Here is an 18,501-nt window from a genome sequence, read left to right as displayed (position 1 = left end):
AATGATAAAAAAAACATATTAATCTGTCCCCTCGAATGGGGATTAGGTCATGCTGCACGCATGATACCTGTGGCAAAAAAGCTGCAGGAAATGAATAACAATATCTTCATAGGATCGGGCGATGAACACCTTGCACTTTTCAGGGCCGAAATGAAGGGTGTGCGATATATTAATTTTTCAGGATTCAGGCCTGGCTATTCCAGACATTTCCCTCAGTACTTCATAATGCTGCTCAAAACCCCGCTCCTTCTTTATCATATAATTCTGGAGCATCAACGGTTAAAGAGGATCATCCGCGAAAATAAAATAGATATTGTGATCAGCGATAACAGGTTTGGCTTATGGAACAAAAATGTTACTTCGGTATATGTCACACATCTTCCGCTGATCCCTCTGCCTAAAGCATTTAAACTTCTTGAATTTATTGGAGTGCTTCTGCACAGGGCGGTAATCAGGCAATATTCGCTCTGTCTCATTCCTGATCTGCCGGGGGAACAGAATGTTTCAGGCAGGTTATCACATGGTGTAAGGCTGCCGGATAATGTCAGATTTACAGGAATTATTTCACGGTTTATTAATTCCGGAGAACCTAATAAAGATCAGATGCCCGATTTCAGACACAATACTGTAATCTTATCCGGACCGGAACCTCAAAGAGGAATGCTAAAGCAAAGACTTGTTAATATTCTCTGTAAAAAAGAACCGGTTACTGTGATACTTGAAGGGCGGCCTGATAAAGAGAAGAGCATAATAAGATCAGAAAATATTGCTTTTTATAACCATTTGTCAGCTCCGGAGATGATGATGATGATAAAAAGCAGTGAGAGTGTGATTAGCCGTTCTGGTTACACAACAATAATGGATCTTATAGCCCTTAATTGCAGTGCATTGCTTATTCCGACTCCCGGTCAGACAGAACAGGAGTACCTGGCTGAATATTTATCAGCAAAGGGCTGGTTTACGACGACGACTCAGGAAGATCTGGATGATTCAATTTCACTGCCCCCTTTAAAAGCTACATGGTCTGAAGAAGTTGTTGAGAAGAGTAAAATCCTGCTGGATTTTGCTCTTAAAGAATTAATGGAACAAGAACATAAAAAGGGATAATCCGGCAAATCCTGTAAAAAGCCCAAACCATACCTGCTGAGGATTATGGTAGTTGAGCCTTAACCTTGATGAGAGCACAATACCGCTTCCAACTGCTACAGCGATGAAGTGCCAGACCAGCGGAGTATACATCCTGAATGAGAGTATCAAAACCATTGCAAGTAAGGCCCCTGCGCCAACTGAATGGACAGAGATCTTCCATTTCAGATTGATTATAGTAACAAGAATTGATAAAAACAGGGCACCGAAAATAAAAGATTTCAGGAAAAGCGGAAGAGGGAACTTGAAGAATATAAATGAGGTTGCACCGTAAAGGACTGTTGTCAGCACAAACGGAACCAGCCGCTCCTTTCTGTCATCGATAGTCCAGGTAGTTATGATACCCCTGTGATATAAGAAAGGCATTAACGATACTGGCAGGAATACATTGTTTATCAGTATAATAAGCAACAACAACTTCTTAACTCCAAAGGGAAGGTATCCAAAAAGTGTTGGTCCCGAGAAAATAATTGCCAGTCCGTACACCGGCATCAAAAGCGGATGAAAAATTATCGAAACTGTTTTTGCAAGGGTATCCCTTAAGTCTTTTTTTCCTTCGGTCTGCATTATATCTCCCTCCTCAGCCTTGCGACCGGAATATTAAGTTGCTCCCGGTATTTTGCTACTGTCCGGCGTGCAATCTGGTAACCCTTTTCCTGTAATATTTCTGTCAGCCTCTCATCGGTAAGAGGCCTTCTTTTCTGTTCATTTTCGATACAATCCTGCAGAATTCTTTTAATCTCACGGGTTGACACCTCTTCTCCGCTATCGGTCTGCAGTCCTTCCGAGAAGAAAAACTTCAGCGGAAATATCCCGAAATGCGTCTGAATGAATTTACTGTTTGCCACCCTTGATACGGTGGATATATCGAGACCGGTCATTTCAGCAACATCCTTAAGGATCATTGGTTTTAGTTTGGTCTCATCACCATCGATAAAGTATTCCTGCTGATATTCAAGTATTGCATTCATTGTAAGCAGGAGAGTATTTTGCCTCTGTTTTATGGCATCAATGAACCACCTGGCTGAGTCAATTTTCTGCTTGACAAACTGAACCGCATCCTTCATTTCTTTCTTCTGACTCTTATCCTGGCTGTACGACTGAAGCATCTCCCTGTATGCCCCGCTAAGCCTGAGTTCAGGCAGGTTTCGGGAATTAAGATGAAGGTCGAACCCGTCTTCGGAGAGTTCAAGAATGAAATCAGGAATAATTGGCTGTGATGTCTTATTAAAAGGATCGCTGTAGACGCCTCCGGGTTTTGGATTTAGTTTAAGCACCTCATCAATAGCTGCTTTCAGTTCGTTTTCCGTAATCCCTAACCGTGCTACTATTTTATCATAATGTCTTTTTGTAAACTCTTCAAAATGAAGATCAAGGATTTTATGAGCCAGAATCATTGAAGGCTGTGTCTTATCCCGTTTTTCAATCTGAAGCAGCAGGCATTCTCTCAGGGTACGGGCACCCACGCCAGAGGGTTCAAGATCCTGAATAATACTGAGAACCTCTTCCAGTTCGCTTTCAGTTGTTTCAATATTCTGGAGAAAAGCAAGATCATCGACTATATTAATCAGTTCTCTTCTGAGATAGCCATCCTCATCAATATTTCCGAGAATATATTCCCCGAGAATTTTCTGTTTTTCTGTAAGGTCGCGGAGTCCGAGCTGCGATTCGAGATGCTCCTGGAATGAAAATCCTACTGAAAAAGGTATTTCGCTCCTTTTCTCTTCATCCTTGCTATAATTCTTAGTCTGCAGACGGTAATCGGGGATATCATCGTCGTCGATATAATCATCGAGGGTGAATTCCTCCTGGTCCTTATCTTTCTCATCAAACTGATCCTCTTCTGCTTCCGGCTGGACATCCTCATCATCCGGTCCCTCTTCAAGGGCAGGGTTTTCCTCCAGTTCTTTCTTGATCCTCTCCTCTATCTGAAGGGTAGGGACTTCCAGCAGCTTGATCATCTGGATCTGCTGCGGTGAAAGCTTCTGAAGCAACTTCTGCTGTAACCTCTGATTTAACATCCCCTTTTTCTCAACAAAAGTTATTCTGCCAATCTGTTAAAATTCTGCATTTTTTGGTGTCCTGGGGAATGGAATAACATCCCTGATGTTTGCCATTCCGGTAACAAATAGTATAAGTCTTTCAAAGCCAAGACCAAATCCGCTGTGAGGTGCTGATCCGAATTTTCTGGTATCGAGGTACCACCACAGTTCTTTCTCGGGCATTTTCATTTCTCTTATACGTGAAAGAAGAGCATCATATTGTTCTTCTCTCTGTGATCCTCCGATTATCTCTCCAATACCCGGGAACAACACATCCATAGCCCTCACTGTTTTGCCATCGCTGTTCTGCTTCATGTAGAAAGCCTTTATCTCTTTCGGGTAATCAGTAAGAATCACCGGTCTCTTAAAGTGCTCTTCAACTAAATATCTTTCATGCTCAGCCTGCAGGTCGCGTCCCCAGCCCACCATATACTCCCATTTCTTTCCGGAAGCAAGCAGAATTGAAACCGCTTCAGTGTAAGTAATTCTGACAAACTGATTATCAAGTACAAATTTAAGTCTTTCAAGAAGTCCCTTGTTGATCATGCTGTCGAGGAATTCAAGATCCTCCCTGCAGTTATCAAGGGCATATTTTATCAGATATTTCACGAACTCTTCAGCCAGGTCCATATTGTCGTTGAGATCATAGAAAGCCATCTCCGGTTCTATCATCCAGAATTCGGCCAGGTGGCGCGGAGTATTTGAGTTCTCAGCCCTGAAAGTCGGACCGAAGGTGTAAATATCTCCGAGTGAAAGTGCACCAAGTTCTCCTTCAAGCTGACCCGAAACGGTGAGGTTTGTTTGTTTGCCAAAAAATCGTTCCTGTAATCTACAGAGCCATCTTCGTTACGTGGCATGTTTTTAAGATCCATTGTTGTAACATGGAACATCTCACCGGCACCTTCACAGTCACTTCCGGTTATAATTGGAGTATGAAGATAGAAGAATCCCTTATCGTTGAAATACTTATGAATGGCAAAGGCCATTGCATGTCTGATTCTGAAAACGGCGCCGAAAGTATTTGTTCTGAACCTCAGGTGAGCGTTTTCCCTGAGGAATTCCATAGAGTGTCCCTTTTTCTGAAGAGCATATGTCTCGGCATCACTTTTACCATAGATCTCAATTGTGGCGGCATTAATTTCAACACTCTGTCCCTGTCCCTGTGATTCAACGAGCTTTCCGGTTACAGCTATACATGCACCTGTAGTGATGTCTTTAATGATGTTTTCGTCGAATGAAGCAGCTTCCGCAACAACCTGAATATTATTGATAGTAGATCCGTCATTAAGTGCAATGAAGACTATGTTCTTATTTCCCCTCTTTGTGCGTACCCAACCTTTCACGAGAACATCTGAGCCCACAACCGGGTTCAACAGCAATTGCTTTACTTTGATTCTTTTCATTGTTACATGTTATAAAAATAGTAGCGCAAAAATAATAAAATGTTGGTCGCTAAGCTCAATTTTGAGTCTTCTTATTCAGATTATTTGATAGTTAATGATAATATTTCCCCGGTTGCAAAGTTAATAACTGTATAGTAACCATTTGGATATTGGTTTGAAAATTGGCAAATTCTGAATAACTTTGAGTTTAAATTGAAACTGTTAAGAGCTATGGAAGAAAATGAACATAAGAATTTAATAGTTGTGCCCTGGGATTTCACTAATGTTGCCGGACATGCATTGGCACATGCAGCAAAGATAAGCCGGATGGTCGGGAACAACATCTGCCTCCTGCACATTGCTGAACCTTCAATAAATGCAAAAGATGAGGCTGCAAAAAAAGCCCAGTTGCAGCAGATAACTGAAGAAAACACAAAGAAGTACAATATTCCTATATCCTTCCATATTTCCAAGGGAAGCATATTCACTGCAATTGCTGATTATGCACATGAAGCTGATGCCAGCCTTGTAGTTATGGGCACACATGGGATGAAAGGTATGCAAAAGCTTACCGGGAGCTGGGCACTTAAGGTTATTGTAAAATCTAAAATACCATTTATTGTGGTTCAGGATCCTCCTGTTGATCAGGAAAGATATCACAATATAGTATTCCCGATTGATTTCAGGGGAGAGAATAAGGAGAAGATGAAGATGGCCATTTTCATGGGAAAATATTTTGAATCCAAAATTCATATGCTTGTTTCAGTAAGCTCTGATAAGAACCTGCTTAAGAAAACTAATATCAACCTGAATTTTGCAGTCAAATATCTGATTCAGAATAATATTGAGTATGAGATCCATGAAGTGCCTAAAGGTAATTTCCCGCAACAGACAATCGACTTTGCCCAGAAGATAAATGCCGATCTTCTTCTTATAATGACAACTAAGAATATCACTGTTGCCGATTATGTGGTAGGTGCTTCTGAACAATATATGATTGCCAACAGCTCTAAAATACCGGTCTGTTGTGTCAACCCGAAATCCTCATTTGCCAAGGTTGGGCAATTCATGTATGGTTGATCTTGTCTGGCAATTGAGACACAGAAGCCTTTGATCCGTTGGCTGAAGCCAACGGTAATTGGGACACAGAATTATAATTGATGTATTATTTGTCAAACAAATCTAGAAAAGATTTTTCTCTCTTTTTATCTCCAATTTCTATTTAATGTCCAAATTGCCGTTGGCTTCGGATCATAGATCATCAACTATACGGGGCTTTAGCCCCACATGATTTAATATTTTTTGGATTTTATAGACAAAGCCCTTATCTTTAGTCTATTGCTCGCTGCTAAAATTTAAATATTATGTCATTTATCAGAATCTGGCTCCATTGTGTATGGACCACTAAAAACAGAATCCCATTTCTTCAGGATGATGTAAGAACCCATATTATTAAGCATATCGTTGAGAATGCTAAAACAAAAAACATCTTTATTGATTCAATTAATGGACATTATCAACATCTTCATGCTCTGATCTCATTAGGAAGTACTCAAAATATTTCCGATGTCATGCAGAAAATTAAAGGTGAAAGCTCCTTCTGGATCAATAAAAACAATTTGACAAAACAGAGGTTTGAATGGCAGGATGATTTTTATTGTGTATCAATTGGAGTTCCCCAGCTCGTAGGTATTAGAAAGTACATTCAGAATCAGGAAGGGCATCATGCAATTGTTAAATGGGAGGATGAGCTTGATGAATTAATCAGGGAAAATCAAATGGAAATCATGAGGGGCTAAAGCCCGGAACATATTCCATATTCTTATCCGTTGGCTGAAGCCAACGGCAATTGAGACACAGAATCATAATTGATGTTTTATTGGTCAAACATACTTAGAAAAGATTTTTCTCTCTTTTTTATCTCCGATTTCTATTTAATGTCCAAATTGCTTTTCATGAATCAGTTGGCGAGCCCCAATTGAGACACAGAATTATTATTGATGTATTATTTGTCAAACAAACCTAGAAAAGATTTTTCTCTCTTTTTATCTCCGATTTCTATTTAATGTCCAAATTGCTTTTCACATGAATCAGTTGGCTGAAGCCAACGGCAATTGAGACACAGAATCATAATTGATGTATTATTTGTCAAACAAACCTAGAAAAGATTTTTCTCTCTTTTTATCTCCGATTTCTATTTAATGTCCAAATTGCTTTTCACATGAATCAGTTGGCTGAAGCCAACGGCAATTGAGACACAGAATTATTATTGATATATTATTTGTCAGACAAATCTGGAAAAGAATTTTTTCTCTCTTCTTGTCTCAGATTACTATTAATTGTCCCAATTGCCGTCGGCTTAAGCCGACGGATCATAGATAAAAAATGATTTTAATAATTAATTTTACATCCAATAAATTAACAAGCTATCTTAGCATTTGATTCATTATTAAGAAATTTTTTAATATGTCTATTATAGTTCAGGGGGTTACAAAGCTTTATGGTGAGCAGAGAGCCCTCGATAATGTCTCATTTGAAATAAAGACAGGGGAGATTGTTGGTTTTCTGGGGCCTAATGGCGCCGGGAAATCTACTATGATGAAGATTATTACCGGATTTATTCCGGCATCATCCGGGAAGGTAATTGTAAATGATCTTGAGGTGGGAACTGAAAATATTGAAGTCCGGAAACAGATTGGCTACTTACCTGAAAACAATCCGCTCTATCCTGAAATGTACATCAGGGAATACCTGGGATTTGTTGCTTCAATATATAAAACAGGGGCATCAAAGAAAAAGCAAATAGATGATATAATTGAATTGACCGGACTTCTTCCTGAACAGAAGAAAAAGATCGGAGCGCTCTCAAAGGGCTACAGACAGAGGGTCGGACTGGCACAGGCCCTTATCCACAACCCTGCTGTGCTGATTCTCGACGAAGCAACAACAGGACTCGACCCGAATCAGATAGTTGAGATCAGAAACCTGATCAAAGAGGCTGGAAAGAAAAAAACAGTAATGCTGTCAACTCATATAATGCAGGAGGTTGAAGCGATTTGTGACAGGGTTATAATAATCGATAAAGGAGTAATAGTAGCAAATGAAGAAAAGAGTAAAATATACTCTGTGATTAAGAAACCCAGACAGATAATACAGGTAGAATTTGACAGGGAGATAACAGAAACCCTGATTTCTAAATTTGCTTCAGGCGGAACTGTGAAACAAATAACAAAGAATATCTGGAATATAGAAGCTGAAGGTGAAAAAGATATCCGTCCTGATATTTTTAATTTCGCAGTAAGGAATAACCTCACAGTCCTTTCACTTCAGAAACAGGAGAGCAATCTCGAGGAAGTATTCAGACATCTGACCAGCTGATACTTTTTTGGTTATTCGGATTTTTTTTGTTTGCTTTGTGCCGTAATATTTTGGTGGAAAAATTTGTGCTGATTGCAACCACAGGAAAAAAATGCTAAACCGCTTCTAATATCCTCTATCAACAATCACCAATCTTCTCACTGAAAAATTACTTCGGTCTTCTGTCTCCGGACTTCGGACTCTTAATTGTTAGTAATAATTTAAAATAGTTTAAGATGGGTTATTTATTTACTTCAGAATCAGTTTCAGAAGGGCACCCCGATAAGGTAGCCGATCAGATATCAGATGCATTACTTGATGAGTTCCTTCGCTGGGACCCGGAATCAAAAGTTGCATGCGAGACATTCGTAACTACCGGTCTTGTTGTTTGCGGCGGGGAAGTCCGTACAAACGGATGGGTCGATAACCAGGAGGTAGCACGCGGCGTTATCCGTAACATTGGTTATACAAAAGCTGAATACCGTTTCGACAGCGATTCATGCGGTGTTATTTCAACCATACATGAACAATCGGGCGATATCAACCAGGGTGTCGTTCGCGAAAAACCTGAAGAACAGGGAGCAGGCGACCAGGGTATGATGTTCGGCTATGCTTGTCGCGAAATGGACAATTACATGCCACTGACTATAGAGTTGTCTCACAGGCTTCTTGAGGAGCTTGCTGCAATAAGGAAAGAGGGCAAACAGATGAAATACCTTCGTCCCGACAGTAAATCACAGGTGACTCTTGAATATGACGATAACAGTAATCCTTTGAGAATAGACACTATAGTAATCAGTACCCAGCACGATGAGTTTGTCCTCCCGAAAGACAAATCACATAAAGCTGAACTGGCTGCTGAAAAAGCCATGCAGCAGAAGATTAAGGAAGATCTTGAGAAATTCTTGATACCGAGAGTTAAGAAAAGCCTTCCTGCAAGAATCCAGAAACTGTTTGGAAAAGATTTCAAACTGCTTGTTAACCCGACAGGTAAGTTTGTTATCGGTGGTCCTCATGGTGATACAGGTCTTACCGGACGCAAGATCATTGTTGATACTTACGGCGGACACGGTGCTCATGGCGGAGGTGCATTCTCAGGAAAAGATTCTTCAAAAGTTGACAGATCAGCTGCTTATGCTGCACGTCATATAGCTAAAAACCTTGTAGCTGCAGGTGTTTGCGACCAGGCACTTATTCAGGTTGCTTATGCAATCGGTGTTGCTCAGCCTGTTGGTTTATATGTTAATACATACGGAACAGCTAAAATAAAAGACAAGAAAGGTAATGTTCTTCACGACGGGGAGATTGCCCTGACAATCAACAAACTGTTCGACATGCGTCCTTACTCTATTGTACAGCGCTTCGGACTTAAAAATCCGGTGTTCCTTCCAACAGCATCATATGGCCACTTCGGACGTGAGAGCTATTCTCAGAATATTGAAGTGTATTATGATGTGCCGGGCAGCAAAGCAAAAGCTGTTAACGGTAACGGCAAAAAAGTCTCTCTCAAGAAAGTTGAATTCTTCGCATGGGAGAAACTTGATTATGTAGAGAAGATTAAGAAGGCGTTCAAACTTTAATACGGTAACAGATAAAGTTCTTTTTTACCACGAAGGACACAAAGGAAATCACCAAGGTACACAAAGTAAAATCATGTATATCAAAACTTTGTGTCCTTTGTGTAGACCTTAGTGCCCTTTGTGGTTAAAGGATTTGGATTGGAGAATTAAGATCTAATGAGTATCCTTGATAAAATAAAACAGAATAAAATCCTGCTATGCGATGGTGCATGGGGTACATTTCTGCAGGCTAAAGGAATGCAGCCCGGAGAGTGCCCTGAGCTTTGGAATATCACACACAAATCTGAAGTAAAAGACATTGCAGAATCCTATTTACTTGCAGGCTCTGATATCATTGAAACCAACAGTTTCGGAGGAAGCCGGTTCAAACTTTCAATGTACCAGCTTGAAGAGAGAGTTGCTGAATTAAACCGTGCTGCAGCAGAAATATCCCGCGAAGCTGCAGGCAGGGAAAAACATGTTGCCGGATCAATAGGCCCTACCGGTAAAATGCTGATAATGGGCGATGTAACAGAAGAGGAACTCTATAATGCCTTCCGCGAACAGGCAGTTGCTCTTGAAGCCGGCGGAGCCGATATCATCATTATTGAAACAATGTCGGCTATAGATGAGGCCGCATTGGCTGTAAGAGCTGCCAGGGAAAATACCAAATGCACAGTTATCATTACAATGACCTTCTCAAAGGATCCTGATGGGGGATTTCATACAATGATGGGAGTATCGCCCGAGGAGATGGTTACATCAATGAAAGATGCAGGAGCTCATATTGTAGGATCTAATTGCGGTAATGGCATTGAAGATATGATAGGTATATTAAAGGCAATCAGGGCTACAGACAGCGAAATACCAGTCATTATTCAGGCAAATGCCGGAATACCAGAATTTATAGACGGGGCAACAGTTTTTCGTGAATCTCCCGAAATGATGGCTTCATATGTTCCTGAGCTTATAAAAGCAGGTGCAAACATAATTGGCGGTTGTTGCGGTACCACACCGGAGCATATCAGGGCAATTTGCAGGGCTATAGGAAGATAAGTTGATTTCCCCTCCTTTTGAAGGAGGGGTGGCTGGGATAGCTGATTATCTGATGTATACAATTTTTATTTCCCAGCCGGGGTGGTTGATTTTAGGAAATATTACAAAATACAAAAAGATGAAAACAGGGATAATAATCAACCACCCCGGCCGCAAATCAGGTTTACAGAAACAAACAAACATTTTACTGCGGCCACCCCTCCTTCAAAAGGAGGGGAAATTTTTGGGGGCCTAAAATGACGCCTTCACAATTCTTGCGACATTATCCGATCTTCCCAGAGTATAATAGTGAATACCCGGCACTCCTTCTTTAATAAGCTCCTTCGACTGTGCTGTAGCCCATTCTATACCAACCTCACGTGCTTCTTTATCTGTTTTGCATTTCTGCACTGCCGAAACAAGATCGTTCGGAAGATCAATATGAAATGCCTGTGGTAACAGCTTAATATCATTCATAGCCGAGATAGGCTTTATTCCGGCAATAATAGGAACTGTAATACCTGCTTTCCTGCACTCATCCCTGAACCTGCAGAATTTCCGGTTATCAAAAAACATCTGGGTAACTATGTAGCTGGCCCCTGCCTCAACCTTATGCTTAAGGTTCTCAATATCTACCTGCCTGTTTGGGGCTTCAAAATGTTTTTCAGGATAAGCAGCAACACCAATACAGAAATTTGTGGGAGTAGTATCTTCGAGTGACGATTCAAGATACTTTCCATTGTTCATATTTGTGATCTGATTTACAAGTTCATAGGTATGTGTATGACCATCTTTCTCAGCAACAAACCTTCTTGATCCTTTCTGGGGATCGCCCCTGAGCGCCAGTACATCATCAATACCCAGAAAATTCATTTCGATAAGCACATTCTCAGTCTCCTCTTTTGAAAAACCGCCACACAGAATATGCGGAACTACAGTAATATTATATTTATATTTTACTGCAGCTGCCAGAGCAATTGTCCCGGGCCTGATACGCACGATTTTTTTCTCAAGAAGCCCGTCGGGTCTCTCATAATAGGTTGTCTCGTTGCGATGCGATGTAAAATTTATGTAAGCAGGATTAAATTCGACCAGTCTGTCAATTGCTGTATAGATCCTTTCAATGCTATGCCCCTTAAGCGGGGGAAGCAGTTCAAACGTGAATAGTGGTCCTTTTGCGCTGTTAATCTTATCAATAACACTCATTTCCGATTATAAATTAGGGGCAAGCCACCTGGCAGCCTCGTTAATACTCATATTTTTCCTTTCTGCATAGTCTTTCAGCTGGTCGGGACCTATTTTCCCTATATTGAAATAGGTCGATCCGGGATGTGAAAAAACATACGCACTCACAGTAGCCGGCGGCACCATTGCGAAGTTCTCCGTAAGCTCTGCTCCTATAGCTTTTTCTGCTTCAAGAAGGTCGAACAGTACCCTCTTTTCAGTATGGTCGGGACAGGCTGGGTATCCGGGGGCCGGTCTGATACCTTTATATTTCAGTTTCAGTAATCCGTCAATATCAAGATTTTCCTTAGTTGAATAACCCCAGTACTCACGTCTGATCTTTTCATGCAGCCATTCTGCAGCGGCTTCTGCAAGCCTGTCGCTAAGTATCCTGATCATTATCGTTGCATAATCATCGTCCTTATATCTTCCAAAGGCATCTTTGTCAATATCCGCTGTAACAACAAATGCTCCGATTGTATCTGTTAGTCCTGTCGATTCCGGTGCAATATAATCTGAAAGACAAAGATTGGGTACCCCTTTCTCTTTTGTCTCCTGATTCCTTAAGAACCGGAGAACTGATTTCAGTTCCTTTTTGTCTTTTATCTGTGAAAAGTTTCACATCATCACCATCCGAAACAGCAGGATATAAGCCAAATACAGCCCTGGCAGTCAAAAGTTTATGGTCAACTATTTCTTTCAGATAGAACTGGGCATCATCAAAAAGTTTCTTCGCCTCAACACCTTTTACAGGATCATTAAAAATTGCAGGATACTTTCCCGAGATCTTCCATGAAAAGAAAAAGAATGTCCAGTCGATATAACCAATAAGCTCTTTGATGTCTATCTCACTAAGAATATGATGTCCGGGCTTTGATGGCTCCTTAAGATTTTCAGCTTTCCAGTCAGTAACAAACCTGTTTTTCCTTGCCTCTTCCAGCGAAAGCAGATTCTTTTCTACCTGACGTGAACTGTGATCATCGCGCAGCTTCTTATACTTATCTTTTATCGACTTCACATAAATCTTATTGTCAGTCTGCAGCAAAGCAGAAACAACACCGGCTGCCTTTGATGCATCTTTAACGTGAATGACAGAACCTGAATATGCAGGTGCCACTTTTACGGCTCCGTGAATTTCAGATGTAGTTGCACCGCCGATAAGAAGTGGTGTTGTGAGTTTTCTTCGCTCCATTTCAGAAGCAACATGTACCATCTCCTCAAGTGAAGGTGTAATTAATCCGCTGAGCCCGATAATATCCACATTTTCTTTTATTGCAGTATCTATTATTTTATCAGCAGGCACCATTACGCCAAGGTCAATGATCTCATAATTATTACATGAGAGCACCACCCCTACAATATTCTTACCTATATCATGGACATCGCCCTTGACAGTTGCAAGAAGCACCTTACCGGCTGTTTTTTTCTCTTCCCCTTCACTTTCCAGTTCTATGTAAGGTGCAAGTTTTGAAACTGCCTTTTTCATCACCCTGGCGCTTTTAACCACCTGCGGCAGGAACATTTTTCCTGATCCGAAAAGATCGCCTACCACATTCATACCACCCATCAGCGGACCTTCAATCAGTTCAATGGAACGCCTGTAAAGCGAACGTGCTTCTTCAACATCCTGTTCTATAAATTCATCTAGTCCCCGCACAAGAGAATGCTTTATCCTTTCAACAACATCGAGCTGACGCCAGGCATCTTCCTTCTCTACTTTTTTGCCTTCATTCTTAATCCCCTCTGCAAATTTTACGAGTCTTTCGGTCCCATCTTTCCTGCGGTTCATCACAACATCTTCAGTAAGCTCAAGCAGAACAGGGTCTATTTCTGTGTATACCTGCAACATACCCGGATTTACAATACCCATGTCAAGTCCTGACTTTATAGCATGATAAAGGAAGACAGAGTGAATAGCTTCGCGGATTTTATCTGTCCCCCGGAATGAGAATGAGAGATTGCTGATTCCTCCGCTGACCTTTACATGAGGAAGGTTTGCCTTAATCCATTCTGTTGCCCTGAGGAAATTAACTGCATAATTGTTATGTTCCTCTATGCCTGTGGCAATTGCCAGAACATTCGGGTCAAATATTATATCTTCAGGAGGGAAGTTTAATTTATCAACAAGCAGCCTGTAGCATCTTTCTGCAACAGCAATCCTGCGTTCGTATGTATCGGCCTGACCATCCTCATCAAAAAGCATTACAACTGCTGCAGCTCCATATTTTCTGATTTTGCGTGCATGTGAAAGGAATACTTCTTCACCTTCTTTCAGGCTTATAGAGTTTACCACCGATTTTCCCTGAATGCATTTAAGTGCAGATTCAATTGTGTTCCAGCGCGATGAATCGATCATCAGCGGAAGCTTTGAGATATCGGGCTCAGCCATGATAAGGTTTACAAACTTAACCATCGCCTTTTCCGAATCGAGCATAGCCTCATCCATGCAAATGTCGATCACCTGTGCCCCGCCTTCTACCTGGTTTCTGGCAATAGCCAGGGCCTCATCATATTTCTCTTCTTTTATAAGTCTTGCGAACTTGATTGACCCGGAAACGTTTGTCCGTTCACCTATGTTAACAAAGTTTGTCTCCGGAGTAATTGTCAGGACCTCAAGTCCGCTAAGCCTGGTAAATTTCTTTATCTCAGGTTTTACTCTTGGTTTATAATGTTTAGAGGCTTCAGCAATCTTTTGTATATGAAGAGGTGTGGTACCGCAACAGCCGCCAATAATATTCACCCAACCCTCCTTCATAAAGTCCTCAGCTATTGAGGCCATGAATGCTGCCGACTGGTCATATTCCCCGAACTGGTTAGGCAGTCCGGCGTTAGGATGAACAGATACATAGAATCCGGATTTCAGTGACAGCTCTTCAATGAAAGGACGAAGTTGTTCAGCTCCGAGGGCACAGTTGAGACCGATGCTTAAAAGCGGAAAATGTGAAACTGAAACCATGAAGGCTTCAAGGGTCTGACCCGTAAGTGTCCTGCCGCTGGCATCGGTAATAGTACCTGAGACCATCACTGGCAAACGCACTCCTTTTTCCTCAAATACCGAATCTATGGCAAAGAGAGCTGCCTTGCAGTTAAGAACATCAAAAATTGTTTCAACAAGAAGAACATGGACTCCTCCATCAATTAATCCGCGGGTTTGCTCGGAATATGCCTCAACAAGCTGGTCAAAAGTAACAGCCCTGGCGCCCGGATCATTTACATCGGATGACATTGATGCGGTGCGGTTGGTAGGTCCCAGAGTACCTGCAATATAATGTGACTCAGGCTCTTTTGAACCTTCAAACTCCCTGATTGCCTCAGCCACCAGATGAGCCGACTGAACATTCATTTCATAAACAAGAGACTCCATGCCATAGTCAGCCATTGAGACCCTGTTCGAATTAAAGGTATTTGTTGTGATAATATCGGCTCCTGCTTCCAGATACTGCCTGTGAATTGCCTTAATGACGGCAGGTTGTGTTATTGAAAGCAGGTCATTATTTCCCTTCTGCAGCATTTTGTCATCCTTAAACCTCTCGCCACGGTAATCAATCTCCTGAAGCTTGTGTTTCTGGATCATGGTGCCCATTGCACCATCAAGGATCAGTATCTTTTGATGGATAATTTGTTCTAAAGCTTGCTTCATTTTATTTTACCTTTCTTCCCGTATTCACTATGAAAACGTCCAGAGTGCGAAGTTGTTCTCGTAAAGCATAAAGATTTTCAAGATTTACGACTCCGATCACGTACTTATAAAATCTTCCGCTAAAGTATTCCGAGACTTCCTCAAATCCAAATAATTCCCTGTCCTTTTCATCTTTATACCTTAGATAGACCTCAAGTTTATGGTTTCGGGTATAATTTGACACTGTTCCCTGCTGAAACTTCTTATACTCATATCTGTAACCGTAAGAGTTGGCAGATATATCAGAAAGAACAGCACTTCCGGTGGCATGTCCGCCTGCACCCTTTCCGCTGAAGAATTGCTTGTCGGCAAAAGCTGCTTCGGTTATCACTCCATTGTACTCATTATCTACATTATAGAGATATTTATCTGAGGAGATGAAGCGCGGCAATACAAAACTTGTAATAGTATTCTCGTTTGTCTTGCCTACATATGGAACAAGCTTGATCTTAAAGCCTTTCTCCTTGGCATATTGTATATCAAATTCTGATATTTTATTTATTCCGTAATGGAAGACCTCCTCCGGTTTAAGGAAAAGTCCGTAGGCATGTCCGGTTATTATGCAAAGCTTGTACTTTGGATCCCACCCTTCCACATCGAGGGTAGGATCAGACTCGGCAAAGCCCTTTTCCTGGGCTTCTTTTAGTGCTTTGGAATAAGCAATACCCTCATTATGCATTTTTGTGAGGATATAATTTGTTGTACCATTTAAGATCCCGCGCAAAGAGTATAGAAGCTCATTATCATAATATTCCTCCAGGTTTCGTATTATTGGAATACTTGCTCCGGCTGACGCTTCATACAGAAGAGATACTTTGTTTTTAGCCTGAAGATCAACAAGCTCCTTAAAGTGTTTTGCTATCATCATCTTGTTCGCAGAAACAACATTCTTGCCGCTGTTCATAGCGGTGGTCACAATGTTAAATGCCTCATCTGCATCGTCAATAAGTTCAACAACAAGGTTTATTGAAGGATCATTCAGAATTTCATCCTTATCAAAAGTGAAATTCTCCATCGGGATCCTTCGCTTCTTTGTACGGTCCTTAACGCAGATCTTCACTATATCTGCCTTGAAACCTTTGCTGCTGTTCAGTACATCGTGGAGACCCTGTCCCACACAACCGTAACCAAACATCCCTATTCTTAACTTTTCTCTTGTCATTTCACTAAACAATTAAACAACCTTACTGATAGCCTGTTCGAAATCGTAAATAATATCATCAATATGCTCTATGCCAACTGATACCCTGAAGAGTCCGGGATCAATTCCGATAGCCAGCTGCTCTGCTGATGACATCTGTGAATGCGTTGTTGCTGATGGCTGAATAATAAGTGTTTTTGCGTCTCCGACATTTGCCAGATGACTCACAAGCTTAAGGTGTTCAACAAGCTTTACAGCCTTTGATTTTTCTGCTTTAAGAACAAAGCTTAATACTCCGCCTGCTCCTTTTGGAAGATATTTTTTGGCAAGTGCATTATAAGGGTTCCCTGGTAACCCGGGATAATTCACTTTTTCAACTGCCGGATGTTTCTCAAGCCATTTAGCCAGGGCCAGAGTATTCTGAATATGACGTTCCATTCTCAGGGAGAGGGTTTCGAGTCCCTGCAGCAGAAGGAAGGAATTAAACGGACTTATCGACGGGCCCAAATCTCTTAATCCTTCAACACGTGCTTTTATAATAAATGCGATATTACCCGCCGCTGATGTCTGCGAAAAAATATCGCCGAACACCAATCCATGGTAACCCTCCGCAGGCTCTGTAAACACAGGGAAATTGCCGTTATTCCAGTTAAAGTTTCCGGCATCGGTTATTACTCCGCCTATGCTTGTTCCGTGTCCGCCAATCCATTTGGTTGCTGATTCCACAACAATATTTGCACCGTGCTCAATGGGACGGCACAGGTAACCGCATGCCCCGAATGTATTGTCAACTACCAGTGGCAGACCATGTTTCACTGCGAGTTTCGAAAAAGCATCAAAATCGGGAATATTGAATCCCGGATTTCCTATCGACTCAACATAAATGGCCTTGGTATTTTTATCTATAAGCTTTTCGAATGAATCAGGATTAAGGTCTTTCGAAAACCTAGCTTCAATGCCAAAGTTGGCAAGCGTCACTTTGAACTGATTATGGCTTCCGCCGTAAAGGAACGGGGATGTAACGAAGTTCTCGCCTTTCTTCATAATTGTTGTCAGTGCGATGAACTGTGCAGCATGTCCCGATGAGACAGCCAATGATGCAACACCACCTTCAAGAGCAGCGACCCTTTTCTCAAAGACGTCTGTTGTTGGATTCATTATACGGGTATAGATATTCCCAGGAACAGCAAGATCAAAGAGGTCTGCTGCATGTTTTGCACTTTTAAATACATAGGAGGATGTCTGGTAAAGAGGCACCGCTCTGGATAAGGTATCGTTATCGGGCTGATGACCTGCATGTACCTGAAGTGTTTCAAAATTTATTTTTCTTGTTTCCATTTTTTTAGTTTTTAGAATTTGCAAATTACCGGACAGGCTTATACAGCTATCGCTTCATGACCTCCGGTTGTTAATTAGAAAATAGACGGATTACAAATCAAAGCTTTACCAGCACATGCACATAGGCATGAGCGGCATAATAAAGTTGTTGTGTGACAGATGAATGTAAATCATTTTTTTAGTGTTAAAATTTTTATCATCTCCCGGCTTTCCGGGATTAGGTTTTGGCACCGTTCTCCAAATGTTCAGGATTGGTTGCCAGGGTTTCGCAGAGCCTAATCTCTTCACCCTTCTTAATAAAAACCAAACACCCTTTTTAAGGAAGGAATATTTGATTTGTGGCGTCAAAGATAGGAATGTTTTTTTAAAATGCAAAAAATAGCACCCTACCCCCTGTTTTTTGCCCCCAAACCCCCTAAAGCTTTGTGGAAGAATGAGAAACTGGATATTAAAGTTTCCCCTCCTTTTGAAGGAGGGGTGGCTGGGAGTGCTGATTATATGATTTTTACGAAAGCATATTTCCCGGCCGGGGTGGTTAATTCATTGCTTTCTTACGTTATAAATAGTGAGGTTTGCAAACAGATTAGTATCCCATGAA

General features: G+C 41.3%; 11 protein-coding genes, 2 pseudogenes and 1 riboswitch. Of the genes and pseudogenes, 6 read left to right on the top strand and 7 right to left on the bottom strand.

Annotated features, from left to right (window positions below):
- Window positions 1-90 precede the first annotated feature (90 nt).
- Entirely contained in the window at window positions 91-1,107 is a 1,017-nt protein-coding gene (locus IPJ16_06135) for a hypothetical protein (GenBank protein ID MBK7626765.1), read from the top strand.
- On the opposite strand, the gene IPJ16_06130 is transcribed toward IPJ16_06135, so the two are convergent.
- The 3 genes and pseudogenes from IPJ16_06130 to asnS form a co-directional block, all read right to left on the bottom strand.
- Entirely contained in the window at window positions 1,078-1,713 is a 636-nt protein-coding gene (locus IPJ16_06130) for a hypothetical protein (GenBank protein ID MBK7626764.1), read from the bottom strand. The two genes, IPJ16_06135 and IPJ16_06130, sit on opposite strands and share 30 nt — an antisense overlap.
- Window positions 1,713-3,167, bottom strand: coding sequence for an RNA polymerase factor sigma-54 (gene rpoN, locus IPJ16_06125; protein MBK7626763.1), 1,455 nt, complete (start codon window positions 3,165-3,167; stop codon window positions 1,713-1,715). The genes IPJ16_06130 and rpoN overlap by 1 nt, the downstream gene beginning before the upstream one ends.
- 36 nt (window positions 3,168-3,203) lie before the next feature.
- Window positions 3,204-4,591: pseudogene (gene asnS / locus IPJ16_06120) on the bottom strand (asparagine--tRNA ligase).
- A 210-nt stretch (window positions 4,592-4,801) separates the two neighbouring features.
- Between asnS and IPJ16_06115 the strand changes: the two are divergent.
- From IPJ16_06115 to IPJ16_06095, 5 genes are all read left to right on the top strand, one after another.
- The gene (locus tag IPJ16_06115; GenBank protein MBK7626762.1) at window positions 4,802-5,650 is read left to right on the top strand and encodes a universal stress protein; all 849 of its coding nucleotides are present in this window, start codon (window positions 4,802-4,804) and stop codon (window positions 5,648-5,650) included.
- 284 nt (window positions 5,651-5,934) lie between these two features.
- Window positions 5,935-6,369, top strand: a complete 435-nt coding sequence (tnpA, locus tag IPJ16_06110; GenBank protein ID MBK7626761.1) for an IS200/IS605 family transposase — start codon at window positions 5,935-5,937, stop codon at window positions 6,367-6,369.
- A gap of 667 nt (window positions 6,370-7,036) precedes the next feature.
- The gene (gldA, locus tag IPJ16_06105; protein MBK7626760.1) at window positions 7,037-7,948 is read left to right on the top strand and encodes a gliding motility-associated ABC transporter ATP-binding subunit GldA; all 912 of its coding nucleotides are present in this window, start codon (window positions 7,037-7,039) and stop codon (window positions 7,946-7,948) included.
- A 215-nt stretch (window positions 7,949-8,163) separates the two neighbouring features.
- On the top strand, window positions 8,164-9,507 hold the full coding sequence (locus IPJ16_06100) for a methionine adenosyltransferase (protein MBK7626759.1): 1,344 nt from the start codon (window positions 8,164-8,166) through the stop codon (window positions 9,505-9,507).
- Between the two features lie 156 nt (window positions 9,508-9,663).
- A complete protein-coding gene (locus tag IPJ16_06095; protein MBK7626758.1) occupies window positions 9,664-10,542 on the top strand; it encodes a homocysteine S-methyltransferase family protein in 879 nt (292 codons plus the stop codon).
- A gap of 231 nt (window positions 10,543-10,773) precedes the next feature.
- Here IPJ16_06095 and metF read toward each other — a convergent pair whose 3' ends face one another.
- From metF to IPJ16_06075, 4 genes and pseudogenes are all read right to left on the bottom strand, one after another.
- Window positions 10,774-11,727 (bottom strand): methylenetetrahydrofolate reductase [NAD(P)H], encoded by a 954-nt coding sequence (gene metF, locus IPJ16_06090; protein ID MBK7626757.1) that lies wholly within the window; start codon window positions 11,725-11,727, stop codon window positions 10,774-10,776.
- 6 nt (window positions 11,728-11,733) lie between these two features.
- Window positions 11,734-15,385: pseudogene (metH, locus tag IPJ16_06085) on the bottom strand (methionine synthase).
- Window position 15,386: 1 nt separating this feature from the next.
- A complete protein-coding gene (locus IPJ16_06080) occupies window positions 15,387-16,586 on the bottom strand; it encodes a homoserine dehydrogenase (protein MBK7626756.1) in 1,200 nt (399 codons plus the stop codon).
- Window positions 16,587-16,598: 12 nt separating this feature from the next.
- Window positions 16,599-17,903, bottom strand: a complete 1,305-nt coding sequence (locus IPJ16_06075; GenBank protein MBK7626755.1) for an O-acetylhomoserine aminocarboxypropyltransferase/cysteine synthase — start codon at window positions 17,901-17,903, stop codon at window positions 16,599-16,601.
- A gap of 190 nt (window positions 17,904-18,093) precedes the next feature.
- A riboswitch (SAM riboswitch) is annotated at window positions 18,094-18,206 on the bottom strand.
- Window positions 18,207-18,501 lie beyond the last annotated feature (295 nt).

This window comes from Bacteroidales bacterium (assembly GCA_016709865.1).
Classification (GTDB): Bacteria; Bacteroidota; Bacteroidia; order Bacteroidales; family VadinHA17; genus LD21.
This window is presented reverse-complemented; position numbering and strand designations above follow the sequence as displayed.